We start from the raw sequence: 26,409 nt of genomic DNA on the forward strand, positions 1-26,409 counted from the left end.
GATTTTTTTATTTTAGCCATCAACAAACAACGTATATATATGTCGCAATTCATTAGTGTTTTTGATATGCTTAAAATTGGAGTGGGACCTTCTAGTTCTCACACTTTAGGCCCATGGAGAGCTGCTCAACAATGGATACAAAAATTAAAAGACACCAATGAGTTTCTTTTAATAGAAGAAATAAAAGTTGACCTGTATGGTTCTCTTTCTTTAACAGGAAAAGGACATGCGACAGATTTAGCTGTTTTATTAGGATTAAGTGGTGCTGACCCAGAGTATGTTCCTATTGAAAGTATCGACGTAATTATTAGTGATATTCAAAATAAAGAACAACTATTTTTCAACAATGAAAAAAATATTCCATTCTTTAAAGACTCAGTAAAATTTAACAGAGAGTTTCTTCCTTTTCATGCTAACGGAATGACTTTTAGAGGCTATGCTCAAGGTGTAGAGATTTCTACAGAAACCTACTACTCTATCGGTGGTGGTTTTATTATTCAAGAGGATGACAATCTTGCTGAAGATATTGAAATTAACAAACAAAACTTTCCTTTTCCTATAAACAGGGCTACAGAACTAGAAGCTTATTGTGAAAAAAAAGGATTAAACATTTCTGATATTGTATACCAAAATGAATTAGTTATCAATTCTGCTGAAGATATTGATAAAGAATTGCATCGTATATGGAACACTATGTTAGAATGCATGTATATTGGCTGTCATACACAAGGTATATTACCTGGAGGATTAAACGTAAAACGACGTGCTTTTGAAACACATACAAAACTGATAAAAGATGCTGAATATACCAATCAAGAAGAATGGATTACTGCAATTAGAAGTACAGAAGTTAAATTCCGAGAAATTTTAAAATGGGTAAGTTGTTTGGCCCTATCGGTAAATGAAGTAAATGCTGCATTAGGTAGAGTAGTTACCGCTCCAACTAATGGAAGCGCAGGAGTTATTCCTGCTGTTTTAATGTACTACCTTGTTATTGAAAACCATGAAGCAGGTTTTGAGGAAGTAAAAAAATTCTTACTTGTTGCTGGAGAAATTGGTAGTATTTTCAAGAAAAACGCCACTATTTCTGCTGCTATGGGTGGTTGTCAAGCAGAAATAGGGGTTTCATCTGCTATGGCTGCTGCTGCATTGACTGAATTATTAGGAGGTACTCCTTCTCAATGTTTGGTCGCTGCTGAAATTGCTATGGAACATCATCTAGGATTGACTTGTGACCCTATTGGTGGTTTGGTACAAATTCCTTGTATTGAACGAAACGCCATGGGTGCCATCAAAGCAATTAATGCTGCCGAATTGGCCTTAGAAACAAATCCAAAAGAATCTAAAGTTCCGTTAGATAAAGTAATTGACACCATGTGGGAAACAGCTAAAGACATGAACCGAAACTATAAAGAAACTTCTGAAGGTGGTTTGGCTATTACAGTACGTTTAGCTGATTGTTAGTTTTTATTTTATTTCGACTGGCTTTCCTAAAAATTTAGGTTTTATATTAAAGAGAATATCAACAAATACTTTTACTCTCGCAAGGTATTCTCTTAGTTGAACTTTTATCGCTTTTTTACCAGAAACTCCTTTCGCGTTAAAACCTATGGCTTTAATGTAATAGTGATTAGCTAAATACAATGCTCTTTCATTATGAAATTGTTGAGAAATAATGGTTACAGAAGTTTGTCCGAAAATTTCTTTAACTCTTACAACTGAATCCAATGTTCTAAAACCAGCATAATCTAAAAAGATTTTGTCTTCAGGAACTCCAGCCGTAATTAAATCTTTTTTAAAATCGGTAGGTTCATCATAACCTTTTGAGCCATTGTCACCACTTACTACGATAAAATCAATCCTTTTGGCTTTATACAATTCTACTGCTGCATCTAACCTAAATTGATAGTATAAGTTTACCCTTCCGTCAGAAAGATATTTAACTGTTCCTAATAACAATCCTACTTTATTCTTAGGGATATTTTCTATATTATAAAACAACTTTCCTTCTGCATTATTAATTATTACTTTGTTAGAAACATAAATAGAAGTAATAATTAGCAAACAACTTATAAGAAAAAGAACAGCAACTTTTTTTCTCTTCATTTATCTTGTAAATACTAACTCTGTTTCAGTAGACATTTCTTCAGAAAAACCGTAACCTTCCATATTAAAACCTTTTAACTCTTCTAAAGTCTCAATATTATGATCAATAATATAACGCACCATTAATCCACGTGCCTTTTTAGCAAAAGTCATAATAGTTTTGTACTGTCCGTTTTTAAAATCTTTAAAAACCGGAGTTATCATAGGTACTTTCAAGGCTTTTTTAGGAAGCGCTTTAAAATATTCTGAACTTGCTAAGTTGATTAACAATTCATTATCAGCTAATTCTTCATTCAACGACTCGGCTAACGTTGTATCCCAAAACTTATATAAATTTTCTTTTCTTCCTACCTTTAATCTAGTTCCCATTTCTAAACGATATGGCTGAATCAAATCTAACGGTTTTAATAACCCGTATAAACCAGATAAAATTCTCAGTTTTTCTTGTAAAGCAGGAATTTTATCCTCAGAAAGAGACGTTACGTCAATTCCTCTGTACACTTCTCCTGTAAAAGCAAATACCGCTTGTTTTGCGTTATCTAATGTAAAAGAAGGTTGCCACTCTTGATTCCTATCGTAATTTAAACTTGCTAAATCATCAGAAATCTTCATCAACTCCCCTATTTTTTTTCTAGAAAGCGTTTTTAACTTCTTATTCAACTTTTCTGATTGTTCTAAAAATCTTGGTTGTGTATATGCATCTGTCGTTGCTTTATTATCAAAGTCTAACGATTTGGCAGGTGAAATAATAATCTTCATTCAATAAATATTTATGGTAAAAATAAGAAGCTATTTTAAAATCATCAATTACTTTGAGTAATTAATCTTGATTATGGTATTGATAAACTTAATACTATATTTTTAATCCGTCGTAAGCTAAAAAAACATTTTTAGGCAGCTCTTTTTCCACCTCATCATGCAACCCTAACAATTCGCTTATGTGTGTTAAGTAAGCTTTTTTAGGCTGAATATCTTTAATAAAACTCAACGCTTCTTCTAAGTTGAAATGTGTGCTATGCGGCTCTTTTCGCAACCCCGTTACAATTAAAACATCTAAGTTTTTCAGTTTTTCTTTTTCTTCGTTTGAAATGGTTTTAATGTCAGTTACATAAGCAATGTCGTTAAATCGATATCCTAAGATTGGCAAATTGCCATGCATTACTTCAATTGGTGTAACCTCTACTCCATTTAAATCAAAATTATTTTGATGAGAAATAATTGTTGGTGCTACATTGGGTGCACTTGGGTATCTATTTTCTGTTGCAAAAATATAATCGTACCGTTTTTTTAAAACATTCAATACTCTTTCTGTCAAATAAATTGGCACTGATCCCATTTGAAAACAATACGGACGAATTTCATCTAAACCCGCAATATGATCGGCATGTTCGTGTGTGAATAATATTCCGTTAATTGATGCTACTTCTTCACGCATCATTTGCTGTCGAAAATCAGGACCACAATCAATTACATAATTAGTATCATTCCAAGAAATTAAAATGGAAGAACGTAATCGTTTGTCTTTGGGGTTTTTAGATAAAGCTACTGGGTGTTTGCTTGCAATCATTGGAACACCTGTCGAGGTTCCAGTTCCTAAAAAGGTTACTTTTAATTGTTTTTTTTTCTTCATTTTCACTACAAAAATACAACAAAAATTGTCTGGTGGCTCCTATTTTCAGTACATTTGTACTACGTAACAAAAAATAACAAAATGGCAATTACGTTAAAAGGAGATCAAAAAATAAACACAGTACCTACAACCAAAACTAAAGCGTTAAAAATAAACTTAAATGCCCATATATACGGGACGTTTGCCGAAATTGGAGCTGGACAAGAAACTGTTCGTAATTTTTTTAGAGCTGGTGGAGCATCTGGTACTATTGCAAAAGCAATGAGTGCATATGACAAAGATTTTTCTGATGCCATTTATGGAATTGAGAAAGACAATCGCTATGTTACAGAGCCTCGATTAAAGAAAATGTTGAAACATGAAATGGACTTAATCGAAGAGCGTTTAGATCGTCAAAAACATCCTGATAAATTATTTTTTAGTTATGCTAATACCGTGGCCACTATTAACTTTACCAAAAAGTTCAAAGGTCATGGTTGGGTTGGAATTCGTTTTCAATTAGACCCATTAGAAGATTATAACGAAATTGTTTTACATCTTCGTTTTAAAGAAACTGATGCTCGTCAACAACAAGAAACTCTAGGTATTTTAGGGGTTAATTTGATATATGGTGCTTATTATTTAAATGATAACCCTAAAGAATTGCTTAAATCTTTTTACGATAATATAGATAAAGATCGTTTAGAGATAGATATGATTAACTTCTCTGGTCCTCGTTTTATGTATGTTGATAACCGTTTAATGAGTTTACAACTGGTAAAAAACGGTATGACCAATGCTGTAATGTTTGGTCCAGATGGAAACAATATGTTACCAGCACAAGTACTGTACAAAAAAAATATTTTAGCGCTTCGTGGTAGTTACAGACCTGTAACAAAAGTAAACATGGATATGTTTGAGCGTTCAAAACAATTATTTTTTAGCGAAAACAAAGTAGATCCTGATAAGACCAAAATTCTTTTTGAAATTACTCTAAGCAACCTTCGAGCTGAAGGAGAAATTAATGAACGTGATTTCTTAGACAGAGCTGAACTCTTATGTTCTTTAGGGTTAAATGTAATGATTACCAATTACCAAGAGTATTTTAAATTAGTAGAATACTTTAGTGAGTTTACTAAAGAAAGAATGGGGCTGGCTATGGGAGTATATAATCTTATTCAAATATTTGACGAAAAATATTACCGTGACTTAAGTGGTGGTATTTTAGAAGCCTTTGGTAAATTATTTTATAGAGACTTAAAAGTGTACATGTATCCATACAAAGATGAGGAAACAGGAGAGTTTATAACTAGTGAAAACTTGAAAGTACACCCAAGAATGAAAGAATTATACAAGTTCTTTAAAAACAACGGTAGACTTATCGATATTAAAGATTTTAATCATGATATTTTACATATTTTCTCTAGAAAAGTATTAAAAATGATTAAAAACGGTGAAGAAGGTTGGGAAAAAATGCTTCCTAAAGGAGTTTCTGAAATTATTAAAGAAAAACGTTTGTTTGGTTGTACAAAAAAACTGAAATAACATATTTTTTTCTCTTTTTAAACCTTTTACTATCTTTAAAGTCTAACAACTAAATAACTTTTTAGTTGACTGACGAAATTACACTTATAGATAAATTACAGCAACCTCAAACTAAAGAGGTAGCTTTTAAACATTTGGTATCGCATTATAAAGAGCGATTGTATTGGCATATCAGAAAAATTGTGATTTCTCATGATGATGCAGATGATGTTTTACAAAATACTTTCATAAAAATCTTTAAGAGTATAGATCATTTTAAAGGAGATAGTAAACTATATTCATGGATGTATAGAATAGCTACAAATGAATCAATTACATTCATTAATAAAAGAGCTAAAGAAAGAAACATTGATATTTCTGATTATCAACAGGTGTTAATTTCAAACATCGATAGTGACGAATGGTTTTCTGGAGATGAAATTCAAGTGATTTTACAAAAAGCCATTGCTACTTTACCTCAAAAGCAACAGTTAGTATTTAATATGAAGTATTTTGATGAAATGAAATACGAAGCCATTTCAGAAATTCTTGGAACCTCAGTTGGAGCATTGAAAGCATCCTATCATATTGCTACTAAAAAAATTGAACAATTTATAAAAAACTATAATTAAACCTTTTAGATAAAATAAAGTCTTATTAAAGTAATGGATAAAAAGTTAAAACATACTATAGATTATTTAAACCAAAAGGTGGATAAAAAAACGGGGTTTTCGACCCCTGAAGATTATTTTGATAAAGTTCAGGAAGACATTTCTACCTCTTTATTCATTAATAATCTACCCAAAGAGAAACCATTTTCTACGCCTAATGATTATTTCTCTACTATTGAAATGAATATTTTTTCAAAATTAGAACTAGAAAAGAACAAGAAAGTAAAAATAATCTCATTCCGTAAAAGAATATTACAATATATTCCTGCAACAGCTGCTGCAACTATATTACTTTTTATTGGAATTAACTACTTCAATACTCAAAAAATAACCTTTGAAGACATTACCATTAACGATATTGAGTCTTGGTATGAAAATGGCTATGGAAATACTAATGTTGATGAATTAGCTACAGCTTTGAATACTTCTGATTTTGAAGATGACATATTATCAACTATAAGCGATGAAAGCTTAGAGGATTATTTATATACAATTGATAACAATATATTAATAAATGAAAATGAATAGAATAAAAAGAAATATACTTTTAACCTTCTTTTTATGCTTAAGCACCTTTTTTGCTCAAGCACAGACAAGAAAAGGAGGTTCTGAAAAAATTAGAGCTTTTAAAATAGCTTTTTTAACTGAAAAGCTAAATTTAACAGAACAAGAAGCTGAAAAATTTTGGCCTTTATATAATGTGTATGATAAAAAAATGATGCGTTTACACAAAAAAGAGCGACATGGTATAAAGAAAAACATTATGGACAGTGGCGGCCTTGATAGTTTATCAGAAAAAGAATCAAAAGAGATTTATAACAAGATTAGGTCAGTTACAAAACAGCAATACGAAACAAAAGATGATTTTTACTCTAAACTAACCAAGATTCTGTCTTATAAAAAAATTCTACGGCTTGAAATTGCGGAACACGAATTTAACCGCAAGCTTATAGGAAAACTCAAAGGCAGAAATAAAAAGTATCATAAGTAAAAAAGGAAGCGATTATCGCTTCCTTTTTTACTTATCTACTAATGCTAAACAAACATATAAATCTGGTTTGTTTGCTGTAAATTGTCTTAGCCAAATTGTTAGTTCGTCTATTTCATAGGGTAGTAACCTACTTAAAGCTTTTTCAAGCTCTCTACAAAACAAATCGGCGTTAAAACTAACTTTTTGAAGTACAGTTTTAGTGTACTCGTACATAGCTCTTGCCATATCTTTATTGGGGTTATCTGTTAATTATTACAGAACGTAATTTACAAAAATTTATTCCATCTTCTATGTTAAATTTTATCAAAAAAAAAATCGAGACTTTATTAAGCCTCGATTTTAAACAGATTTTAAAAAACTGTTTATAAGCTATTTACCTTCTCTATTAAAGCATTTGCTCTTGACTCTAATTCAGCACTAACTGACTTGAAATGAGCTTTTTTATTTTCAACATTTTTTGCATTTACTTTTGCTATTAAATCATCAAAAGTTACAATAACCTCATCAACAATAGCACCTGCTTTTTCTTTATTAGCTTCAGGGTTTAATTCTGTTGCTATTTGACAGATACTAATAATGTCTCCTAATGTATAGTTGATATCTTTCTTTAAATTTTTTACGCTTGACATAATTATAAATTTTGATGCAAAATTAATCGATTTTATCTAATTCTTGTTGATATTTCTCAAAAAACTGTCCAACATGATATCCATCAACTAAAGCATGATTTACATTCATTGCTACAGGCATTAACATTTTATTATTTTCATGGCTTATTTTACCAAAAGATAATTGAGGTACACTATCATTTTTATTTCCTGAAAACGGTTCTTTATGCCCTGAAAAATTAATCCAAGGAATTGCTGAACAATGTATACATCCTAAGGAATACACTTGCGGAAACAAATCATTCGAACTTAAAATCCGTTCTTTTTCCTTTAGAAAATTAAAATTGAATTCTTCAAAACTTTCAGAATAAGCTATATACGAAAATCCAAAAGTATTATCAGGTCTGGCAATAGTTGCTGAAGCATTGATTACTTCATAAACAACAACCTTGTTATCTTCTAATCTATATTTTAAATTCTCAACAGCATTGATAGCTTTCATACAAGCATGCAAATATCGAACAAAAAAGGAATGTTTTTCTTCTTTTGCTGATTGATAAGTTTTTGATACCTCTACATTAGCTACCAACCCAAATGTTGGGTCAGCAAGAGTTCTAAAATGTTCAAAAAGTTGTTTTCTATTCCAGCTCTCAATATCTAAATACTTCATTTATAAAAAACTTAATATATCAGTAATATTAGATACTGTTTTGTAGGCATCTGATTTTTGTTCATCACTCACCTCTTCATGCGCCCATGTAGTATGAAAAGGCACATGAATAGCGGTTGCTCCTATTTCTAACAACGGCAACACATCTGATTTTAACGAATTTCCTATCATTAAAAATTCTGACGGTTTTATATCTAGGCGTTTTACTAATTTTTTATAATCTGTTTTTTTCTTTTCACTCATCACTTCAGTATGATGAAAATACTTTAAAATCTCTGATTTTGCTAACTTACGTTCTTGATCTAACAGATCTCCTTTAGTAGCTACAATCAATTTATATTTTCCATGCAACTGCTGCAACACCTCTTCTACTCCATCTAATAATTCAATAGGTTTTTCTAACATATTTTTTCCTATCTCTAGAATTTCTTCCATCGTTCTTGGAGCAATTTTGTAGTTAGAAATTTCTAAAGCACATTCAACCATCGACAACATAAAACCCTTTACTCCATATCCATAAATTTTAAGGTTCTCTATTTCCTTTTTAAATAACTCTTGATGGATTTTGTTCTCTGTTTCATAATCTGATAACAATTTTGCAAATTCATTTTCAGCTTCACGAAAATAAGTTTCGTTTACCCAAAGTGTGTCGTCTGCATCAAAAGATATTACTTTAATGTTATTCATTTGTTAATTGTTTTATGGCTTTTTCTAAGTCTTCAGGAGTATCAATACCAATACTTTCTACCGAAGTTTCTATCATTTTAATTTTTTTTCCCACCTCTAAATAGCGAATACATTCTATTTTTTCAGCCGCTTCAATTGGTGTCATTGGTGTATGATAAAAATCGATTAATGCATTTTTTCTAAAAGCATACACTCCTTTGTGTTTGTAATAATCTACATTCACTTCTTTATCTCTATGATACGGAATCACACTTCTTGAAAAGTAAATAGCAAAATCGTTAGTATCAGTAATTACCTTTACATTGTTTGGGTTTTGAATATCTTCTTCATCTGTCATTTTAACTTTCAGAGAGGCTAAATCAATCTCCTTTTTATCATCTCCTTTAAAAACATCAATCAGTTTTGATAGGGAAACAGTATCAATAAATGGTTCGTCTCCCTGTACGTTTACCACAATATCAACATCAAGGTTTTCTACGGCTTCTGCTATTCTATCAGAGCCACATTCGTGTTCTTTTTTACTCATTAACACTTTACCTTCTACAGCTTCAATAGTATTATAAATTACCTCAGAATCGGTAACCACATATACTTCATCAAACAAATCGACTTGTAATGCTGCTTCATAGGTTCTTACAATTACTGGTTTTCCACCTAAATCTTTCATCAATTTTCCTGGAAAACGTGACGCGCTATAACGCGCGGGAATCATTGCTATTATCTTCATAAACGATATAAAACTATGTATCAAAGATACATATTTATACAACTACAATAAAAGTTTACAAACACTGGATTGACAAAACTTTAACATTAATTAATTCTATGTTTTACACAATTTTTAAAAAGTTTCACTACTTTTGAGACATAATGAAGGCGCTTTTACGCACATATACGTTTATTTTTAACACGATCAATTCGATTTCGTGTACAGCCGGCATGCATAAACAGTATGTATATATGACACAAAGCACCCACAACAACAGATATAAACATCGATTTTAATAAAATCAATTTTACTATAAACTTACAAAGGTGCTTTTTACAAAAAGCACCTTTTTTTATTTATTAATATTTTAAATTTTAATCATTATGAACACTTTTAAGTATCGAAATTCAATTAGAAAACACGTAGCCTCAACTGTAATGTACTCAGTACAAAACCCATTTTACAGAGATCCAGAATTACTAATACTTAACCCGTAACTATCATGAAATCATTAAACACTACACAAAACATAAAAAATCAATTTATTGTTAGCAAAAAACAAGTTAGCAAAAACAAGGTACTAAAGACATCTATCTTATACGACAAGATTGAGTCTAGCGTACAGTCTTCACTTAACTTATATAAGAACTCATCTGATCTAAGTTTTAAAAGCATTGAATTTGATCTTCTAGAAAATGCTTATTTAAATGATAAACTTATCATTAAAAACAATATTAAAAAATTGAGCACTACAGAAGTTGTTTTAAACATTACTGTTTCGAAAAAAGAAGAGAAAAAACAAGATATTATTTGTACAGCTGTATTTGGCTACAGCTTAGAAAAAGCTTCTTAATTATTCTTATGATTGACTCAACAATCAATCATGCAATTTTAAGTTAGTTTAGTTTGTTTATAAGCTTAAGAGAGTACTCTCTTAAGCTTATTTTATGAATATCTCTAGTAATTCAGATGAACCTGTTGATAAAACTATTACATCATTAATACAGGCAGGTACTAGAATGGTTTCTCCCATTTTTATAACTTCTTGCTGGTCTTTGTAGGTAAAAGTTACTTCACCTTTTACACACATATAAATCACAAAACTTTCTTTTGAAGACAAATCGACTTTTACTTCTCCTCTTACAGGAAAAATATTGGTTGTAAAATACGGGCATGAAACCACCTCTTTTGAAATATTCTCTTCTTTTAAATATGAAGTTTTATATGAGTCTTTTGCAGAAAAATCGATAACTTCCAATGCCTTTTCTGTATGTAACTCTCTGTAATTCCCATCAACATCTTTTCTATCCCAATCATAAATTCGATAGGTTATATCAGAAGTTTGCTGAATTTCGGCAATTAACAAACCTGCACCAATAGCGTGCACTCTTCCAGGTGGAACAAAATACACGTCACCTCTTTTTACCTCATCAAAATTTAAAATTTCTGGTAAGGTTTTGTCGGCTAAATGTTGAAGGTATTCCTTTTTATTAGAATTATTTTTAAATCCTATAATAATATTAGCGTCTTTATCTGCCTGAACGACGTACCACATTTCTGTTTTACCAAAAGACTCCTGAATTTCTGCTGAATCGTCATCTGGATGCACTTGAATGCTCAACACCTCCTTGGCATCTATAAACTTTATTAATAAAGGAAATTCATCTCCAAAGGTTTCATATACATAATTCCCAACTAAATCTTGCTTACACTCTTTTAAAAGATTTCGTAAGGTTGTTCCTCGTAATACTCCATTACTAACAATAGATTCGTCACCATCAACATCAGAAATCTCCCAGCTTTCTCCTATATTAGTATTATCGGAATTTTTATGTAGTAATTGGTTTAGTTTTTCCCCTCCCCATATTTTTTGTTTTAAAATTGGGGTAAATCGTAGTAGTTGGTCAATCATAAATTAAGCTCCTCTATAGGTTACGTAGTTTCTAGGGGTTTCATATAAAGTAACTTCTAAATCTAGGTTTTCAGGAATACTCGCACGTAACTTATTATAAATCACTACTGATATATTTTCTACTGTAGGGTTTAAATTCTTAAACTCTTCAACCTCAATATTTAAGTTTTTGTGATCTAAAACATTTTCTACTTTTAACTGTATTAAATCTTTTAGCTTTCCTAAATCGTATACATAACCTGTTTCTTCATTAACTTCTCCTGTTAATGAAACTATTAGCTCATAATTGTGCCCATGGTAGTTTGGGTTACTACACTTACCAAAAACTTCAAAGTTTTTCTCATCAGACCAATTAGAATTAAATAAACGATGTGCTGCATTAAAATGCGCTTTTCTATGTACGGTTACTTTAGGCATATTAAATAAACTTTGCTATTTTTTTGTATGATTCTCTAAAAATAATTTTAAACCACGCTGTGTATTTTTCAGGATGATTTTCTATATCATTTTTCACCGACTCTAAAGGCATCCACTTGTATGATGCTACTTCTTCTGGGTTTATATTAGGTTCGTCGTTAAATCGCCCAATCATTACATGGTCTAACTCATGTTCAGTTAAACCATTATCAAATGGTGCTTTATAAATGAAAGAAAACACCTCTTCTAACTCACATGAAAAACCCATTTCTTCTTGTAATCTACGCTTTCCTGCTTCAATATTAGATTCTCCGTCTCGTTGATGTGAACAACAAGTGTTGGTCCATAACAAAGGTGAATGGTACTTCTCAGCAGCACGTTGTTGTAACATCAATTCATTTTTATCATTAAAAACAAATACAGAAAATGCTCTATGTAATAGTGCTTTTTCGTGTGCTTCAATTTTTTCCATCAACCCTATCGGATTGTCTTTCTCGTCAACTAAAATTACGTGTTCCTTCATTTTAAAAATATACGAAAAGCAAACTTACGAAATTGATATCAGTCCAACAATTAAACCCTTTGAACAGTTCGCTTTAAAATGTATCTTTGCAACCTTAAAATTTATAGATGAGTTTTTTAGAAGAAATACAGAAGAGACGTACATTCGGAATTATATCACACCCTGATGCAGGTAAAACTACCTTAACTGAAAAATTATTACTTTTTGGTGGAGCTATTCAAGAAGCAGGAGCTGTTAAAAACAATAAAATAAAAAAAGGGGCAACTTCCGATTTTATGGAAATTGAACGCCAACGTGGTATCTCGGTTGCTACCTCTGTATTAGCTTTCATTTATAAAGATCGTAAAATCAATATTCTTGATACCCCTGGTCACAAAGATTTTGCTGAAGATACTTTTAGAACCTTGACCGCTGTAGATAGTGTTATCGTAGTGATTGATGTTGCAAAAGGAGTCGAGGAACAAACCGAAAAACTAGTAGAGGTTTGTCGCATGCGAAAAATCCCAATGATTGTGTTCATTAATAAGTTAGACCGTGAAGGTAAAGATGCTTTTGATTTATTAGATGAAGTTGAACAAAAATTAGGACTAAAAGTTACTCCTTTAAGTTTTCCTATTGGAATGGGTTACGATTTTAAAGGAATCTATAACATTTGGGGAAAGAAATTAAACATCTTTTCTGGAGATAACAAACAAACCATTTCTGAAGGTGTTGAATTTGATGATGTAAACAATCCTGAATTAGATAATATTGTTGGAGAAAATGCTGCAAACACACTTCGTGAAGAGCTAGAATTAGTGAGTGAAGTATATCCTGATTTTGATCAAGAAGCATATATTAAAGGAGATTTACAACCAGTATTCTTCGGTTCTGCTTTGAACAATTTTGGAGTAAAAGAATTATTAGATTGCTTTATTGATATTGCTCCAAATCCACAACCAAAACAAGCAGAAGAACGCTTGGTAGATTCTAAAGAGGATAAATTAACTGGATTTGTATTTAAAATACACGCAAATATGGATCCGAAGCACCGTGACCGTTTAGCTTTTGTTAAAATTGTGTCGGGTACATTTAAAAGAAATACCCCTTATCTACACGTTCGTAACGGAAAAAAAGTAAAATTTTCGAGTCCGAATGCCTTTTTTGCTGAGAAAAAAGAAATTGTAGAAGAATCTTTTCCTGGTGATATTGTAGGATTACATGATACTGGTAGCTTTAAAATTGGAGATACCTTAACTGAAGGAGAACAATTGAACTTTAAAGGAATTCCAAGTTTTTCTCCAGAACATTTCCGTTATGTGAACAATGCTGATCCTATGAAAGCTAAACAATTATACAAAGGTTTAGATCAATTGATGGATGAAGGAGTTGCACAATTATTCACATTAGATATGAACGGTCGAAAAATTATTGGTACTGTAGGAGCATTACAGTACGAAGTAATTCAATATCGTTTAGAACACGAATACGGTGCAAAATGTACTTACGAAAACATACAAGTACATAAAGCTTGTTGGGTAGAACCTGAAGATCCTAAAAATGAAGAATTCAAAGAATTTAAGCGTGTAAAACAACGTTATTTAGCGAAAGATAAACAAGGTCATTTAGTATTTTTAGCCGATTCTCCGTTCACAATTCAAATGACTCAAAGTAAATACCCTACCGTAAAATTACATTTCACTAGTGAATTCTAAAAAACGCTATATAGCCTCTTTTCTCTTTTTTCTTTTCTCTTCTCTAACTTACAGTCAGGAGAATTTATCAAGTTTACAAGGAAAAGAGTTACATAATAAAGTACGCTTGAATTTTATTCCTGTTGAAATGCCTACGGATAAATTTCCAGACATAAAACCAACAATGGGATTAGCGGGTTTACATTACCAAATTCCTATCAATAGTTGGCTATATGGTGGTGCTGGATTTCACTTTGCTGTTACAGGAGATCAAGGAGGCTTATTTACATTAGGAGCTGAACTAGGAATCAATCATCAGTTATATAAAAACATCTATTTAGATGCTAACTTTCATTTTGGTGGTGGTGGCGGGTATCGTTATTTGGTAAATGATGGAGGTTTTATCAACCCAAATATCGGATTACAATACAAGAAAAACGATTATTCCTTCGGAATACAATACAGTCACATTAATTTTTTATCAGGAGGAATTAAAAGTAACTCGGTTTCTTTCTTTGTAGAAATTCCTAGTATTTTACGTTTTACTGATTATGATAAAGCACATCAAAAATTTGTAGCTGACAATCTTTCTCCCGATAATTTTTGGAGTAAACCAACAGTTAAAAATGCACAGCAAGTCCGTTTTGACTTTTTTAAACCTATCGGAAATTCAAAAAAAGATAATGGTGATAACTTAACAGAAACCTTATCTGTTGTTGGGTTTGAATATCAGAAATATTTAAACGAAAACACCTTCTTATTTGCACATACCGATGCTATTTATAAAGGATTACGTGCTGGTTTTATGGATTTATTTGTAGGTGTGGGTTATCATCCATATCAATCAAAATACATCAATATTTTTGGAAAACTAGGTGTTGGTGCAGCCGGTGGTCGTGTGGCTCCTGAAGGTGGGTTAATGATGTATCCATCCGCAGGAATCGATTTAAAACTGTTTAAAAATATTGCTATTAGTGGTCATGGTGGCTATTATCGAGCAATTGCTGGTGATTTAGAAGCTTATACTTTCGGATTTGGGTTAAAATATTTCGGATTAAATGGAGGAACTTCTTCCGAAGAAAACACAACATACTACGCTCAAGGATTACGAGTAGAAGTTCAAAATCAAAGTTATTTTAATGTCGCTAAAACTGATGATGTTTATGATGCAACCAAAATTGATTTACAATTAATCGGGTTAAAAGTAAACTACGATTTAAACAGATGGCTATATGTAGCAGGAGAAGCAGGTTTTGCATATGATGGACGTTCGGGTGGTTATGCTCATGGCTTAGTAGGTGGTGGTGTTTACAGTCCTCGTTTTTTTAACAAAAGAATGCGTGGATTTATAGAAATTATGGTTGGTGCTGGTGGTGGGGCTGGTGTAGATACTGATGAAGGAATTATTATTCGTCCAACTCTTGGAATAAATTACGATGCGACTCATCAAGTTTCAGTAATTGCTTCTGGTGGTCGATACTATTCACCTTTCGGTAACGTCAATTCAAACAATATTAACATAGGTTTAAGCTTTAACCTTTCAACTTTATTAGTAAAAAACTAACTTTGTCATTATAAAGAATGAAATGATGTAGCAATCTCAATAAAAAGATTCCTTTATTTTATTCTGAATGACACATAATATAAATAAGAGAAAAATGGATAACGGAATTTATGCAAAGTTCACCACTCCAAAGGGTGATATTTTAGTAAACTTAGAATATGAAAAAACTCCTGGAACTGTAGGTAACTTTGTTGCTTTGGCAGAAGGAAATTTAGAAAACTCAGCAAAACCACAAGGAACTCCTTATTATAACGGATTAAAGTTTCACCGTGTAATTGCTGATTTTATGATTCAAGGTGGCTGCCCTCAAGGAACGGGAACAGGAAATCCTGGTTATAAATTTGATGATGAAATTCACCCTGAATTAAAGCACGACGCTCCAGGAAAATTATCAATGGCAAATGCAGGACCTGGAACTAACGGTTCTCAATTTTTCATTACACATGTTGCTACTCCTTGGTTAGACGGTAAGCATACAGTTTTTGGGAGTGTTGTTGAAGGACAAAATGTTGTTGATGCTGTTGAGCAAGACGATATAATGAATGTAGAAATCATTCGTTTAGGTGAAGCTGCAGAAGCTTTTAATGCTGTAGAAGCATTCAGAACTTTTGAAGGAGCTCGTGAAAAACGTGAAGCAGAAGCTAAAGCACGTCAAAAAGAATTATTAGATCAAGTAGCTGCTGGATACGATGAGACTCCAAGTGGATTACGTTATAAAATCTTACAAAATGGAGACGGAAAACAAGCTATTAAAGGAGCAATGGTTTCTGTACACTACAAAGGTCAATTATTAGATGGTACTGTTTTTGACTCTTCTTACAAACGCAAGCAACCTATCGATTTCGCTATCGGTGTTGGGCAAGTAATTGCTGGTTGGGATGAAGGTATTCAATTATTGAAAGTGGGAGACAAAGCTCGTTTAGTGATTCCTTCTAACTTGGCTTACGGAGAAAGAGGTGCTGGCGGTGTAATTCCTCCTGATGCTACCTTAATTTTTGATGTAGAATTAGTGAGTGTAAAATAATTAAGTTTTACCACATATTATATAAAGGCTTTCGATAAATCGAAAGCCTTTTTTTATTACAATAACAGTAATTAATATTAAATTAAAATTCATAACGTTAGACACAACATTCTTTAACAGACTTATGATATTAAGCTAACTACTAAGAACAACATTTATTTCATTTTTACGGTATCAAACAAACCATAACAATGAAAACAACTTTACTATTATTTTTTCTCTTTTTAGCTCAAATTAATTACGGACAAAACGTGTGTACTAGTCCTGAAGAAAACACTATAGATTTAAATGTAATTAGTTTAAAAAAATGTGATGCAACAGCTGAAAAAACACAACCCCGAAAAAGAATTTCAACCACATTAACTGCTAGAAATAGAATTAAAAAAGTAAGGAAAACACCTCAAAAAAACCAATCTTATCTAAGTGCCAATTCTAGTCTTTCTATTATTACAGATAATAACTTAACTATCGAAAATATATTAAAATCTCAAACCAAGGAGATCTTATTTTCTGTTGTAGAAATGGCTCCCTTATTTCCTAATTGTAAAAATATTTCAAATGAACAGGCTAAAAAGTGCTTTAAGGATAACATGCAACAACATTTTACTAAAAACTTTTATCCTGAAGTGTTTTCAGAAGAAGGTATACAAGGTCGAATTTTAATTCAATTTACGATTGATGTCTATGGAAAACCAAAAAAAATTCAGGTAATTAGTTCTAAAACTAGTGATGTTATTACAAATGAAATTCACCGAATAATTAATAAACTTCCTCTTTTAAGCTCTGGTAAAGAAAAAGGAATACCTGTAGATGTTACTTATTCATTCCCTATAAGCTTAACGTTAAATTAATATCAGATACATTTTAAAAAATACAGATATTTTTATTTTCGCACCTCCTAAATCCCTTTAAATAAAATAACATGAGAACTCTCATTTTCATAATTACTGCTTTTTTTACAATATCAATCTCTTTTTCACAACAAAAATGTGAAAGTCCTAATGAAAACATTCAAGATATTAACAGTATTAGTATCACCAAATGTTCCATTAACGATGTAAAAGAATCTCTTGAAAGTGAAGAAGTTAAAGAAATTTCAGTACGAAAAAAAAGACACAGAAAGCTTAGAAAAGTTAGTGCAATTTCGGCAACATCTAATCAGATAGATCAGATAGATAATGAAAAGGAATTAGTTGAAGAATTAAGTGTTAAAAATGATATTTTAATGTCATTAAACAAGGTTCCTTTCCATTTAGTAGAACAAATTCCTTTATTTGAAGAATGTAAAAAAACTCCTATACTTAAACAATCGAAATGCTTTGAACAACAAATGACGAAACATATCGTTAAGAACTTTGATTATCCTAAAAAAGCAATACAGAAAGGTATAGAAGGTAAAGTTTTAGTTCAATTCACTATTGATAAAGAAGGAAATATAATTGATATAAAGAAAAAAGGACCTCAAAACGGAGGACTTTTAGAAACTGAAGCTCATAGACTTATCTCTTCTCTTCCTAAATTTATACCTGGTACTCATAAAGGTAATTTAGTAAATGTAAAATATGCATTACCAATCATATTTAAAGCTCCGAAAAGATAATTTTATTTTTATAAATTCTCTAAAATTTCAAATTAATAAACTTTAAAAGAACAGAAATTTAAAATAAATTTGTTGCTCTATATATTTTTTTTATATTTACGGCATTACTTAGCAAGTAATTAACAGCTTGTTAACTTTATAAAAACACTTAAATTAGAGCACAATGATGAAAAATTTCCCCTCAGTAGTTGCAGCGATGCTACTTTCTTTAGCAGCTGTAGGACAGGAAGTATGTACCACTCCTGACGAGTCAATAGCAGATCCAAACAGTATCACTAAGTGTGCAATCCAAGATGTTGATGGCAGTGCCAAAAAACAATTATCAATTGAAGTATCTACAAGAAGACGTGTAGTTCGTAAAAATAAAGAAGCTGTTTCGGCTATTGGAGGTAATATCGATACTTCTCAAAAAGTGGCAGATATTAAGAAAAATTCTTTATTAGTTGGTAAACTTGAATTAGAAGATAATTCGGCTACTATTGAGAAAATTCCTTTCAATTTAGTAGAGGAAATTCCATTATTTGAAAAGTGTAATAATGTTCCATTAATCAAGCAAGCTAAATGTTTTGAAAGTAACATGGCAAAACATATAATAAAAAACTTTAGATATCCTCAAGAAGCTATAGATGCTGGTGTTCAAGGGAGAGTTTTGGTTCAATTTACCATTAATGAGCAAGGAGATGTTGAAAGCATTTTAATGCGAGGTCCTAAGGGTGGAGAAGCTTTAGAAAAAGAAGCTAACAGAATTATTAAAGACTTACCAAAATTTATACCTGGTAAACATAATGGAAAAGCTGTTAAAGTAAAGTATGGTGTACCTATTACATTTAAAGCGCCTGGTGAAACAAACAATTCTACTAATAATACCGTTGCTAAACGCCCTAAAAAAGTTATAAGAAAGGCTCCAGTTGTTAAAGAAAAAGTTATCACTGATTTTGTTAAGTTTGCTGAAGTACATAGTATTCCACAATTTAAAACTTGTACTAAAGTTCCAGATATGCAAAAATTAACTTGTTTTAATGAAAGAATGGTAAGTCATATTCAAAGAAACTTTAACTATCCAGCTGCTGCAGCTGCTCAAAATATTGAAGGTAGAGTTTGGGTACGTTTTATTATTGATAAAAATGGTAAGGTTACCAATATAAAAATGAAAGGTCCAGAGAATGGACAATTATTAGAGCTTGAAGCAAAGAAAATGGTATCTAATTTACCTACCTTTGTTCCAGGAGAACATAATGGAAAAACAACTAACGTAGAGTATTATATTCCTGTTAACTTCAGGCTTCACTAAGAATAAAAACAAAAGTGTTTTAAAAAGACTTCAATCCTTTGATTTGAAGTCTTTTTTATACTCTTTATGTTATATAATACAAATAAAAAAGAGGAAGTTTAACCCCCCCCTCTCTAATTATACTTTCTAAAACTGCTCTTTTATTTCTCTTCAGGAAATAAAATTTTCTTTAAAGCTTCTTTTTCTTTTCTAGCTTTCTCCTTTTGCTCTTGAATTTTCTTATCTAATTCATTAAGCCTTTCGTTTGTTTTTCTTATTACTTCTTCTTTTTCTTTGGCTACTTCGTCAGTAATTTCTTTTTTCTCTTTAGCTTCTTTTATCCTTTCATTAGCCTTTTCTATTTTCTCTCTTCCTCTTCTTAAAACATCCTCGCTATCTTGTATACTTCTCTCCTGCTCTTCTATTTTTTCATGGACTTCATTCGATCTCATTTTACCAAACTCTCTACCACTCATTCCGCTTTTATCTCGACCATAAGCATTTCCTTTGCCTTTATATTCTTTCTTTTCTTTTTCTTCTTTAGCTTTGTCCTTACGCTTTTGATCTTTGGCTTCTTTTATTTTTTCATTCTTCTTCTCTTTCATCTCCTGTGCCTTTTCCTTTCCTTTATCTTTAGCGTCTTGCTCTACATCATCTTTAACTTTATGAGTCTTATCTTTTTGTTTGACTTCTACGCTTTTTTCTTTTCCCTTTTCTTGTGCCTCAACTTGCTGTACGCCAATAAATGCTAAAAGCATAATAATTGACACTACGAATTTTATATTTTTCATAATAAATGTGTTTTTATTTAGGTTTATATGCTATCTATTTTTTGTAACTCTTCTTCTAATTCTTTAGTTACTTCATCTAACTTTTCTATACCAGCCTTTACTTCACTTTCTATAGAATCGATTTTTTGAATGGCAGCTTCAATCTTTTTTTCTTCTTCTTTCTTTTTTTTGTCTGTACAAGACACCATAAAAAGAATTCCAAATGTTAAAATCAATAGTTTTTTCATAATTTAATTATTAGGGTTAATATTTATTTAGACACTAAATTATACTAGCAGTCACTTTTTATATTTCATAAAAAAACCAGCAAGTATTTTGCTGGTTTTTAATTATTCTTTAAAAATTATGGTGTTATTTTTTCTTCCTTAGCTAATAATCCGAAGAATTTATCTAGGTTAGGTAGTATCACAATTCTAGTTCTTCTATTTTTTGCTCTATTAGAAGCTGTATTGTTTTCTACTAACGGTACTGCACTACCTCTACCCGATGCAATTAACCTACTTGGATCAACTCCATATTTTTTCTCTAAAAGTCGAACAATTGATGTTGCTCTTTTTACACTCAAATCCCAGTTATCTTGTAAGATTCCAGAATTGTATGATCTTGAATCTGTATGCCCTTCAATCATTACATCCATACTTGGTTCAGAGTTGATAACATCAGCTAACTTTTTAATTAATTTGTGAGCATTACTCTTAACTCTGTAACTTGCTGTGTTGAATAACATTTTATCGGAAACTGAAATCATTACAACAGTTTGATCAATATCAATGTTTACATCTTCATCATTTTCTAATTCTGATGTGTTAATTGATTTCTTAAGATTATAAGACACTGCAATGTTCATTGAATCTTTTAATGTCTTCGCATTCGCTAACTCAGCAGGATCAACATTTTTAAGTGTCTCTCTCATTTTCTCTTTCATAGAGTTAGAAATAACAGCTGTATTACCAACCATATCTAACTTTACATTGTTTTCCTTTTGTAACGACTCGTTTACATTACTTAATGAATTAATCTTTTCGTTATAATCGTCAACTCTTTTTTCAATTTTAGCAAATTTAGCTTCTAATTGTTCTTTCTCTAACGTAGTCTTTTGTAAAGTTCCTCTTGTGTCATTGTACTTCTGTTCTAGTTCGACATACTTCTTTTTAGATACACAAGACGTCATTGTTAAAGCCAATAACGCCAGGGGGATAATTAGTTTTCTCATAATTAATAATAATGATATAATAAGTTAATGTACCCTAATAACTGATTTTTCTACATAATATTATACTTTAATCAATAAAAAAGCTCCTTTTTTCAGGAGCTTTAGACATAATTACCTTGATTAAGGTAAACAATTATTTATTTTTAGTTTTCTGTAGACTTTTTTAACTTCTTATTATTGTTTCGCTTGTATTTCTCCTTTGCCTTTAATTATATAAAAATAAGAACGTCGATTTAATTGATATTCTTCTTCTGAACACTTTTTACCATCAACACAATTATTTAAAGGCTTATCTTCACCATAACCTATAGCACTTTCTATTCTATTAGCTGCAATTCCTCTCGATAAAATAAAATCCCTTGTAGATTTAGCTCTTTTATCTGATAATGTTCTATTATATTCTTTTGGTCCGCGACTATCAGTATGAGATTCAATTTTTATTACTAATTCTGGATGATTGTTCATTACTGTTACAATATTTTCTAACTCATATTGTGCATCTTCTCTTATAACGGATTCGTCATAATCAAAATAAATTGGATTTATTACAATCTGATTTTCTATAATTAAAGGAGTTAGCTCTAAGTTTGTTGTTAGTTCAATATCTTTTTTACCTGTAGTTGATACAATATTTCTCCCTGGTTTATGATCTAATTTTGTAGCAATAGCTGTATACACTTCATTACAAGGCACATCATTAAAAATATAACGACCAAGCTTATCAGAAACAGTTTTGGCTATTACTTCTTTTTCTTTACTTATCAATTTTACTGTAGCCCCTTCCACAGGAACATTAAGTTTATTATTTACAATGGTTCCTGTTATTATTTGTGTACAGATTGATGTATCGGTATAAATATAAAAGCTGTATATATCATCATCTCCTTTTCCTTTGTCTCTATTAGACGAGAAAAAACCTCTTTTACCATTTTCACTAATAAAAAATGAGAAATCATCTTTTTTACTATTAAAAGGGTTTCCTAAATTTTCTGGGGAAGAAAAAGTACCATCTTTTTCAATCTTTGATTGGAATATATCTAAAAGCCCGAAACCTAAATGTCCGTTAGATGAGAAGTACAATACATTATCACTTCCTACATAAGGAAAAACTTCTTTTTCTGAAGTATTAATTGTACTACCTAAATTAATAGGAGTTCCGTATTCATTTTTACCTTTAATTTCAACTTTATAAATATCAGACTCTCCATAACCACCAGGCATATTAGACACAAAATACAACGTTTTCTCATCTGGACTTAGTGCAGGGTGTCCTGTTACATATTCATCATTATTAAAAGGCAATTCTTCTATATTTCCCCATTTACCATTTATAAAACTTGCTTTGTAAATTTTTAGATTAGAGGTTCTTCTTTTACTTCTTCTTACTCTTTTAACATCAGAGTTGTTACTAGTAAAATACATAGTTCTCCCATCTCTTGTAAAAACTGGAGTTGATTCATGAAGCTCAGAAGTTATTGGTTCTTCAAACTTTTGACTATTTACTAATACCAATATTGTATCTTGTATACTTCCTTCTAAAGTTTGTATATCTTCTTCTGCCTTATAAATATTTAAAAATGGTTGATTATTCCATTTGTAAATCTTTTGCTTTCTTGAACCTGTTGGTGCAGATGACGTAAAATATGATTTTCCATTAAGTAAAAAACCTCCAAAGTCTGAATATGGCGTATTAATTGCTAAATTTCTAACACCAATTCTTTTACCATTAGAATTGTTTAATAAATAATTTCCCTTTTTTAGTTCATTTTTTAAATTACTATTCTTGTTCTCTGTTAGTTTAAAAAATATTGAGTCTGATTTTTTATACTTTCCATTACTTCTTAAAACTTGAGCATATTTAAACAAGTATTTGTCTTCTAGTTCATTACTATAATTAGATATTAGCTTTTTTAACCAAATCTCTGCTTCTTCAGTCTCTGAATTGTTGTAATAAGATTCTGCTAGTCTACTCAATACATGCTTAGAACTATCTCCTTTAATTAAAACTAAATCTTTATATAATTTTGCCGACTGTATGTATGAGAATTCTTCAAAATAACGATCTGCTACTTTTCTGCTTTGCCCAAAACTTGTTATTACCATCATTAATAATGATAGCAATAGTACTTTTTTAAAACTCATGTAATTTTTCTTTTAAAAGAATCTTGGTGACCTATATCTTATATCTTGGTCTTTAAATATTTCATATCGTAACATAATTTCATGTGTACCTGAATTGGTTACGTTATAATTTGATGTTGTTAAATCATAAGAATATCCTATAAGTAAAGAATCACTTATTTGGAAACCTAAAAGGGCACTTACAGCATCATCCCACCTCCAAGCAGCTCCAACTCTAAACTTTTCATTGAATAATAAATTAGCTGAGACATCTAGAGACAAAGGAGCTCCAGAAACTGCTTTTAACAAAGCTGCTGGTTTAAATTTTATATCTTCAGTAAGATCAAAAACATAACCTGCTATTAAAAAGAAGTGCATTCTTTCTATAGCAACTTCTCCAGGAGTATTTGCATCATAATGTTCCTTTCTTAATATATTGGGTACAGATAATCCTATATACCATTGTGGCTGATGATAATAAACACCTGCTCCTACAGTAGGCAAAAATCTATTATTAATTGGTGTAAATGAAGAATCTCCAGGATCGTTCTGGGTTCCTTTTGTCCAATCAATATTCAATAACCTACCTCCTAAACGTAATCCAAAAGCTAAGTTACCTTCTTCACCAGTTGGAACACTATAAGAAACGTTGGCATCTAAATAAATTTCACTAGAAGGGCCTATTTGATCGTTCATTAAATTTACTCCTAAACCTAAACCTGAATATCCTAAAAGAGTATCATACGATAAATTTTGTGTATTAGGAGCTCCTTCAAACCCTACCCATTGTGTTCTCCCTATTGCAGTAATAACTGTATTTCCTCTTGACCCAGCATAAGCAGGGTTTACATTCATCGTATTATACATATACTGTGTGTATTGAGGATCTTGTTGTGCATAAGTATCTGTAATTACACAGATACTTATTACACATATTAAGATAAAACTTAAATATAATTTCATTTGATTATTTTTTTCTTCAACCTAATTTATTTCAATACAATTATTCTATTATCTGTTAATATAAAGCCAACCTTTTCTTACTTTACTTCCATTTCCAAGGTCTAATATATAGAAGTAAGTACCAACAGGCAATTTCTCATTTACATTTATATTAACTCTTCCTTCAGATAATCCTCTAAATACAATATTACTATTATTGTATCCTTTTGCTTTGTATACGGTATTACCCCATCTATTGAAAATTTCAATCGTGTTATTTGGGAAATTCTCTATACAATCAATATGTAAATAACTATTCGTATCGTCTCCATTTGGACTCATAAGGTTATTTACTTTAACACAAGTATCTTCACTTATTGCATCTCCAAAACCATCCAATCCATCAACACTATCAGCTATTCCGTCACCATCTGTATCCATCCCACTATCTCCAACTACTCCATTTCCTCCTTTATTTGGATCTAATGCATCTGAATTATTATCGGCATTATCAGCAGTTCCAAAACCATCTAGTTTATCTATACTGTCAGCAATACCATCTCCATCTGTATCAATATGAGGATTATCTACTTGACCATCTCCATCTGTATCTGAATTATTTCCTTCAATAACATCATTGATGCCATCATCATCACTATCTAGGTCTTTATAATCTGGTACATTGTCAGCATCTGTATCTGGTTCTTCATTTACATCTACTGATGCATCTGCTTGTCCGTCTCCATTATCATCTGTATAACCTGAATCATTAGAATCTATAACTCCATCTCCATTAGTATCTAAACTACCATTACCTCCTTCAATTACATCTAAAATTCCATCATTATCACTATCTAAATCCAAACTATCAATAATTCCATCTCCATCAGTGTCTCTTGTCCCTTCATCAATATCAGGAATACCATCGTTATCATCATCTACATCTATTCCATCTGAAATACCATCGTTATCAGTATCTATACATTCGCTTCCTGATAATTTATCTAGCACCTCAAAATTTGAAGAAGCTTGTTTTCCACATTTATTATTACTAACGTTTACCGTATAAGACACTCCATAAATATATCCGCTTATAACTCCATTCTCATCAACACTTAATGTCGAATCACTAAAAATATAAGTTAAACTCGAATCATAATTGCTAATTATCGCACTTCCTGCAGTAGAACAAGTTGGACTTTCTACTTCTACTTTTGGCGCCTTTGGAGAAGGTAATTCCTTATCTCCATCATAAATAAAACTCTCCGATATTGATTCACAACCACTTGCATTTACTACTGTAATAGTATAAGCAGTTCCTGTTGCTCCACCAGTAATCAATCCATTCTCATCCACCACTAACCCTGATGGAGTAGATTTATAAATCAATTCTTTATCATAATTACTGATTTCATTAGTTGCTGCTGCAGTACAACTTTCTTGTGTTACAACAATTTCTGGAATTGTTGGTAACGAATTTTCAATAACAAGTACCTCTGCTGTTGCATCATTTGAACATGAAGAGGTTGCTGATACTGTATAAGTGTAAGTCCCTGCACCAGCAAAAATTGGTGACCAGCTTCCGCCTGTATCTGGTGTTCCCCCTAAGGCATCAAATAAATCTGCTTCTGTTACTGTTGTTCCTTTACAAATAGTTAAAGTTCCGTTACTTCCTGCATCTGGAGTCTTAGTATCATCGATTACTACATTCTGTGTTTGGGTACTCGTGTTTCCTTGTGCATCTTCATATGTCCACGTTACTACGGTCGTTCCTTGAGTCGTGA

At 31.2% G+C, this 26,409-nt stretch carries 29 protein-coding genes; 12 read left to right on the plus strand and 17 right to left on the minus strand.

The genetic code is table 11. The features are described 5' to 3' along the window. Window positions 1–39: 39 nt before the first annotated feature. Window positions 40–1,464 (plus strand): L-serine ammonia-lyase, encoded by a 1,425-nt coding sequence (locus DFQ07_RS07570; protein WP_133535688.1) that lies wholly within the window; start codon window positions 40–42, stop codon window positions 1,462–1,464. Window positions 1,465–1,467: 3 nt separating this feature from the next. Here DFQ07_RS07570 and DFQ07_RS07575 read toward each other — a convergent pair whose 3' ends face one another. From DFQ07_RS07575 to DFQ07_RS07585, 3 genes are all read right to left on the minus strand, one after another. Continuing rightward, window positions 1,468–2,106 (minus strand): SanA/YdcF family protein, encoded by a 639-nt coding sequence (locus DFQ07_RS07575; protein ID WP_133535689.1) that lies wholly within the window; start codon window positions 2,104–2,106, stop codon window positions 1,468–1,470. After that, window positions 2,107–2,865 carry a peroxide stress protein YaaA gene (gene yaaA, locus DFQ07_RS07580; protein WP_133535690.1) on the minus strand — a complete coding sequence of 253 codons (759 nt, stop codon included), beginning with the start codon at window positions 2,863–2,865 and terminating at the stop codon, window positions 2,107–2,109. A 94-nt stretch (window positions 2,866–2,959) separates the two neighbouring features. After that, window positions 2,960–3,736: an MBL fold metallo-hydrolase gene (locus DFQ07_RS07585; RefSeq protein WP_133535691.1), complete on the minus strand. Its 777-nt coding sequence runs from the start codon at window positions 3,734–3,736 to the stop codon at window positions 2,960–2,962. An 81-nt stretch (window positions 3,737–3,817) separates the two neighbouring features. On the opposite strand from DFQ07_RS07585, the gene DFQ07_RS07590 reads away from it, so the two are divergent. The 4 genes from DFQ07_RS07590 to DFQ07_RS07605 all read left to right on the plus strand — a co-directional run bounded on the left by DFQ07_RS07590 (window position 3,818) and on the right by DFQ07_RS07605 (window position 6,901). Beyond that, on the plus strand, window positions 3,818–5,260 hold the full coding sequence (locus DFQ07_RS07590) for a TonB-dependent receptor (RefSeq protein ID WP_133535692.1): 1,443 nt from the start codon (window positions 3,818–3,820) through the stop codon (window positions 5,258–5,260). 65 nt (window positions 5,261–5,325) lie between these two features. Further along, window positions 5,326–5,871: an RNA polymerase sigma factor gene (locus tag DFQ07_RS07595; protein ID WP_133535693.1), complete on the plus strand. Its 546-nt coding sequence runs from the start codon at window positions 5,326–5,328 to the stop codon at window positions 5,869–5,871. A gap of 33 nt (window positions 5,872–5,904) precedes the next feature. Next, window positions 5,905–6,438 carry a hypothetical protein gene (locus tag DFQ07_RS07600; RefSeq protein WP_133535694.1) on the plus strand — a complete coding sequence of 178 codons (534 nt, stop codon included), beginning with the start codon at window positions 5,905–5,907 and terminating at the stop codon, window positions 6,436–6,438. Next, window positions 6,431–6,901 (plus strand): sensor of ECF-type sigma factor, encoded by a 471-nt coding sequence (locus DFQ07_RS07605; protein WP_133535695.1) that lies wholly within the window; start codon window positions 6,431–6,433, stop codon window positions 6,899–6,901. The genes DFQ07_RS07600 and DFQ07_RS07605 overlap by 8 nt, the downstream gene beginning before the upstream one ends. A 27-nt stretch (window positions 6,902–6,928) precedes the next feature. Here the strand turns inward: DFQ07_RS07605 and DFQ07_RS07610 are convergent, their stop codons facing one another. The 5 genes from DFQ07_RS07610 to kdsB all read right to left on the minus strand — a co-directional run bounded on the left by DFQ07_RS07610 (window position 6,929) and on the right by kdsB (window position 9,593). Then, on the minus strand, window positions 6,929–7,126 hold the full coding sequence (locus DFQ07_RS07610) for a hypothetical protein (protein ID WP_133535696.1): 198 nt from the start codon (window positions 7,124–7,126) through the stop codon (window positions 6,929–6,931). 137 nt (window positions 7,127–7,263) lie between these two features. Beyond that, the gene (locus tag DFQ07_RS07615) at window positions 7,264–7,530 is read right to left on the minus strand and encodes a hypothetical protein (RefSeq protein WP_133535697.1); all 267 of its coding nucleotides are present in this window, start codon (window positions 7,528–7,530) and stop codon (window positions 7,264–7,266) included. Between the two features lie 22 nt (window positions 7,531–7,552). Next, the gene (locus DFQ07_RS07620; protein ID WP_133535698.1) at window positions 7,553–8,179 is read right to left on the minus strand and encodes a CatA-like O-acetyltransferase; all 627 of its coding nucleotides are present in this window, start codon (window positions 8,177–8,179) and stop codon (window positions 7,553–7,555) included. Further along, complete coding sequence (locus tag DFQ07_RS07625; RefSeq protein WP_133535699.1) at window positions 8,180–8,866, minus strand: HAD family hydrolase; 687 nt, start codon at window positions 8,864–8,866, stop codon at window positions 8,180–8,182. Continuing rightward, window positions 8,859–9,593, minus strand: a complete 735-nt coding sequence (gene kdsB / locus DFQ07_RS07630) for a 3-deoxy-manno-octulosonate cytidylyltransferase (RefSeq protein ID WP_133535700.1) — start codon at window positions 9,591–9,593, stop codon at window positions 8,859–8,861. The genes DFQ07_RS07625 and kdsB overlap by 8 nt, the downstream gene beginning before the upstream one ends. 484 nt (window positions 9,594–10,077) lie before the next feature. Here kdsB and DFQ07_RS07635 point away from each other — a divergent pair, with 484 nt between their 5' ends. Further along, on the plus strand, window positions 10,078–10,428 hold the full coding sequence (locus DFQ07_RS07635) for a hypothetical protein (RefSeq protein ID WP_133535701.1): 351 nt from the start codon (window positions 10,078–10,080) through the stop codon (window positions 10,426–10,428). Window positions 10,429–10,515: 87 nt separating this feature from the next. Here the strand turns inward: DFQ07_RS07635 and DFQ07_RS07640 are convergent, their stop codons facing one another. Genes DFQ07_RS07640 through idi form a run of 3 tightly spaced genes read right to left on the minus strand, consistent with a single transcriptional unit; the run spans window position 10,516 to window position 12,427 of the window. After that, a complete protein-coding gene (locus DFQ07_RS07640) occupies window positions 10,516–11,487 on the minus strand; it encodes a type I phosphomannose isomerase catalytic subunit (RefSeq protein WP_133535702.1) in 972 nt (323 codons plus the stop codon). A gap of 3 nt (window positions 11,488–11,490) precedes the next feature. Next, a complete protein-coding gene (locus DFQ07_RS07645; protein ID WP_133535703.1) occupies window positions 11,491–11,904 on the minus strand; it encodes a 6-pyruvoyl trahydropterin synthase family protein in 414 nt (137 codons plus the stop codon). 1 nt (window position 11,905) lies between these two features. Further along, window positions 11,906–12,427, minus strand: a complete 522-nt coding sequence (gene idi, locus DFQ07_RS07650; protein ID WP_133535704.1) for an isopentenyl-diphosphate Delta-isomerase — start codon at window positions 12,425–12,427, stop codon at window positions 11,906–11,908. A 107-nt stretch (window positions 12,428–12,534) separates the two neighbouring features. Between idi and DFQ07_RS07655 the strand changes: the two genes are divergently transcribed. The 6 genes from DFQ07_RS07655 (at window position 12,535) to DFQ07_RS07680 (ending at window position 19,579) form a co-directional block, all read left to right on the plus strand. Continuing rightward, window positions 12,535–14,121 (plus strand): peptide chain release factor 3, encoded by a 1,587-nt coding sequence (locus tag DFQ07_RS07655; protein ID WP_133535705.1) that lies wholly within the window; start codon window positions 12,535–12,537, stop codon window positions 14,119–14,121. Then, window positions 14,111–15,664, plus strand: a complete 1,554-nt coding sequence (locus tag DFQ07_RS07660; protein ID WP_243743948.1) for a hypothetical protein — start codon at window positions 14,111–14,113, stop codon at window positions 15,662–15,664. The genes DFQ07_RS07655 and DFQ07_RS07660 overlap by 11 nt, the downstream gene beginning before the upstream one ends. 94 nt (window positions 15,665–15,758) lie before the next feature. Further along, a complete protein-coding gene (locus DFQ07_RS07665; protein WP_133535706.1) occupies window positions 15,759–16,688 on the plus strand; it encodes a peptidylprolyl isomerase in 930 nt (309 codons plus the stop codon). Window positions 16,689–16,879: 191 nt separating this feature from the next. Continuing rightward, a complete protein-coding gene (locus DFQ07_RS07670) occupies window positions 16,880–17,539 on the plus strand; it encodes an energy transducer TonB (protein WP_133535707.1) in 660 nt (219 codons plus the stop codon). Between the two features lie 71 nt (window positions 17,540–17,610). Continuing rightward, window positions 17,611–18,288, plus strand: coding sequence for an energy transducer TonB (locus tag DFQ07_RS07675; protein WP_133535708.1), 678 nt, complete (start codon window positions 17,611–17,613; stop codon window positions 18,286–18,288). Window positions 18,289–18,451: 163 nt separating this feature from the next. Continuing rightward, window positions 18,452–19,579 (plus strand): energy transducer TonB, encoded by a 1,128-nt coding sequence (locus DFQ07_RS07680; protein ID WP_133535709.1) that lies wholly within the window; start codon window positions 18,452–18,454, stop codon window positions 19,577–19,579. A gap of 140 nt (window positions 19,580–19,719) precedes the next feature. On the opposite strand, the gene DFQ07_RS07685 is transcribed toward DFQ07_RS07680, so the two are convergent. The 6 genes from DFQ07_RS07685 to DFQ07_RS07710 form a co-directional block, all read right to left on the minus strand. Further along, on the minus strand, window positions 19,720–20,349 hold the full coding sequence (locus tag DFQ07_RS07685; protein WP_133535710.1) for a hypothetical protein: 630 nt from the start codon (window positions 20,347–20,349) through the stop codon (window positions 19,720–19,722). A gap of 23 nt (window positions 20,350–20,372) precedes the next feature. Next, the gene (locus tag DFQ07_RS07690; RefSeq protein ID WP_133535711.1) at window positions 20,373–20,576 is read right to left on the minus strand and encodes a hypothetical protein; all 204 of its coding nucleotides are present in this window, start codon (window positions 20,574–20,576) and stop codon (window positions 20,373–20,375) included. Window positions 20,577–20,692: 116 nt separating this feature from the next. Beyond that, window positions 20,693–21,562, minus strand: a complete 870-nt coding sequence (locus tag DFQ07_RS07695; RefSeq protein WP_133535712.1) for an OmpA family protein — start codon at window positions 21,560–21,562, stop codon at window positions 20,693–20,695. 174 nt (window positions 21,563–21,736) lie between these two features. Continuing rightward, window positions 21,737–23,704 carry an OmpA family protein gene (locus DFQ07_RS07700; RefSeq protein WP_133535713.1) on the minus strand — a complete coding sequence of 656 codons (1,968 nt, stop codon included), beginning with the start codon at window positions 23,702–23,704 and terminating at the stop codon, window positions 21,737–21,739. Window positions 23,705–23,716: 12 nt separating this feature from the next. After that, on the minus strand, window positions 23,717–24,646 hold the full coding sequence (locus DFQ07_RS07705; RefSeq protein WP_133535714.1) for a PorP/SprF family type IX secretion system membrane protein: 930 nt from the start codon (window positions 24,644–24,646) through the stop codon (window positions 23,717–23,719). A 48-nt stretch (window positions 24,647–24,694) separates the two neighbouring features. Beyond that, a partial coding sequence (locus DFQ07_RS07710) for a gliding motility-associated C-terminal domain-containing protein (RefSeq protein WP_133535715.1) occupies window positions 24,695–26,409 on the minus strand: 1,715 nt, incomplete at its 5' end.

Source organism: Tenacibaculum caenipelagi (genome assembly GCF_004363005.1).
Lineage (GTDB): Bacteria > Bacteroidota > Bacteroidia > Flavobacteriales > Flavobacteriaceae > Polaribacter > Polaribacter caenipelagi.

Coding starts and splice junctions, on each gene's coding strand:
- DFQ07_RS07570 (WP_133535688.1), top strand. CDS start 40: ATGTCGCAATTCATTAGTGTTTTTGATATGCTTAAAATTGGAGTGGGA.
- DFQ07_RS07575 (WP_133535689.1), bottom strand. CDS start 2,106: ATGAAGAGAAAAAAAGTTGCTGTTCTTTTTCTTATAAGTTGTTTGCTA.
- yaaA (WP_133535690.1), bottom strand. CDS start 2,865: ATGAAGATTATTATTTCACCTGCCAAATCGTTAGACTTTGATAATAAA.
- DFQ07_RS07585 (WP_133535691.1), bottom strand. CDS start 3,736: ATGAAGAAAAAAAAACAATTAAAAGTAACCTTTTTAGGAACTGGAACC.
- DFQ07_RS07590 (WP_133535692.1), top strand. CDS start 3,818: ATGGCAATTACGTTAAAAGGAGATCAAAAAATAAACACAGTACCTACA.
- DFQ07_RS07600 (WP_133535694.1), top strand. CDS start 5,905: ATGGATAAAAAGTTAAAACATACTATAGATTATTTAAACCAAAAGGTG.
- DFQ07_RS07605 (WP_133535695.1), top strand. CDS start 6,431: ATGAATAGAATAAAAAGAAATATACTTTTAACCTTCTTTTTATGCTTA.
- DFQ07_RS07610 (WP_133535696.1), bottom strand. CDS start 7,126: ATGGCAAGAGCTATGTACGAGTACACTAAAACTGTACTTCAAAAAGTT.
- DFQ07_RS07615 (WP_133535697.1), bottom strand. CDS start 7,530: ATGTCAAGCGTAAAAAATTTAAAGAAAGATATCAACTATACATTAGGA.
- DFQ07_RS07620 (WP_133535698.1), bottom strand. CDS start 8,179: ATGAAGTATTTAGATATTGAGAGCTGGAATAGAAAACAACTTTTTGAA.
- DFQ07_RS07625 (WP_133535699.1), bottom strand. CDS start 8,866: ATGAATAACATTAAAGTAATATCTTTTGATGCAGACGACACACTTTGG.
- kdsB (WP_133535700.1), bottom strand. CDS start 9,593: ATGAAGATAATAGCAATGATTCCCGCGCGTTATAGCGCGTCACGTTTT.
- DFQ07_RS07635 (WP_133535701.1), top strand. CDS start 10,078: ATGAAATCATTAAACACTACACAAAACATAAAAAATCAATTTATTGTT.
- DFQ07_RS07640 (WP_133535702.1), bottom strand. CDS start 11,487: ATGATTGACCAACTACTACGATTTACCCCAATTTTAAAACAAAAAATA.
- DFQ07_RS07645 (WP_133535703.1), bottom strand. CDS start 11,904: ATGCCTAAAGTAACCGTACATAGAAAAGCGCATTTTAATGCAGCACAT.
- idi (WP_133535704.1), bottom strand. CDS start 12,427: ATGAAGGAACACGTAATTTTAGTTGACGAGAAAGACAATCCGATAGGG.
- DFQ07_RS07655 (WP_133535705.1), top strand. CDS start 12,535: ATGAGTTTTTTAGAAGAAATACAGAAGAGACGTACATTCGGAATTATA.
- DFQ07_RS07665 (WP_133535706.1), top strand. CDS start 15,759: ATGGATAACGGAATTTATGCAAAGTTCACCACTCCAAAGGGTGATATT.
- DFQ07_RS07670 (WP_133535707.1), top strand. CDS start 16,880: ATGAAAACAACTTTACTATTATTTTTTCTCTTTTTAGCTCAAATTAAT.
- DFQ07_RS07675 (WP_133535708.1), top strand. CDS start 17,611: ATGAGAACTCTCATTTTCATAATTACTGCTTTTTTTACAATATCAATC.
- DFQ07_RS07680 (WP_133535709.1), top strand. CDS start 18,452: ATGATGAAAAATTTCCCCTCAGTAGTTGCAGCGATGCTACTTTCTTTA.
- DFQ07_RS07685 (WP_133535710.1), bottom strand. CDS start 20,349: ATGAAAAATATAAAATTCGTAGTGTCAATTATTATGCTTTTAGCATTT.
- DFQ07_RS07690 (WP_133535711.1), bottom strand. CDS start 20,576: ATGAAAAAACTATTGATTTTAACATTTGGAATTCTTTTTATGGTGTCT.
- DFQ07_RS07695 (WP_133535712.1), bottom strand. CDS start 21,562: ATGAGAAAACTAATTATCCCCCTGGCGTTATTGGCTTTAACAATGACG.
- DFQ07_RS07700 (WP_133535713.1), bottom strand. CDS start 23,704: ATGAGTTTTAAAAAAGTACTATTGCTATCATTATTAATGATGGTAATA.
- DFQ07_RS07705 (WP_133535714.1), bottom strand. CDS start 24,646: ATGAAATTATATTTAAGTTTTATCTTAATATGTGTAATAAGTATCTGT.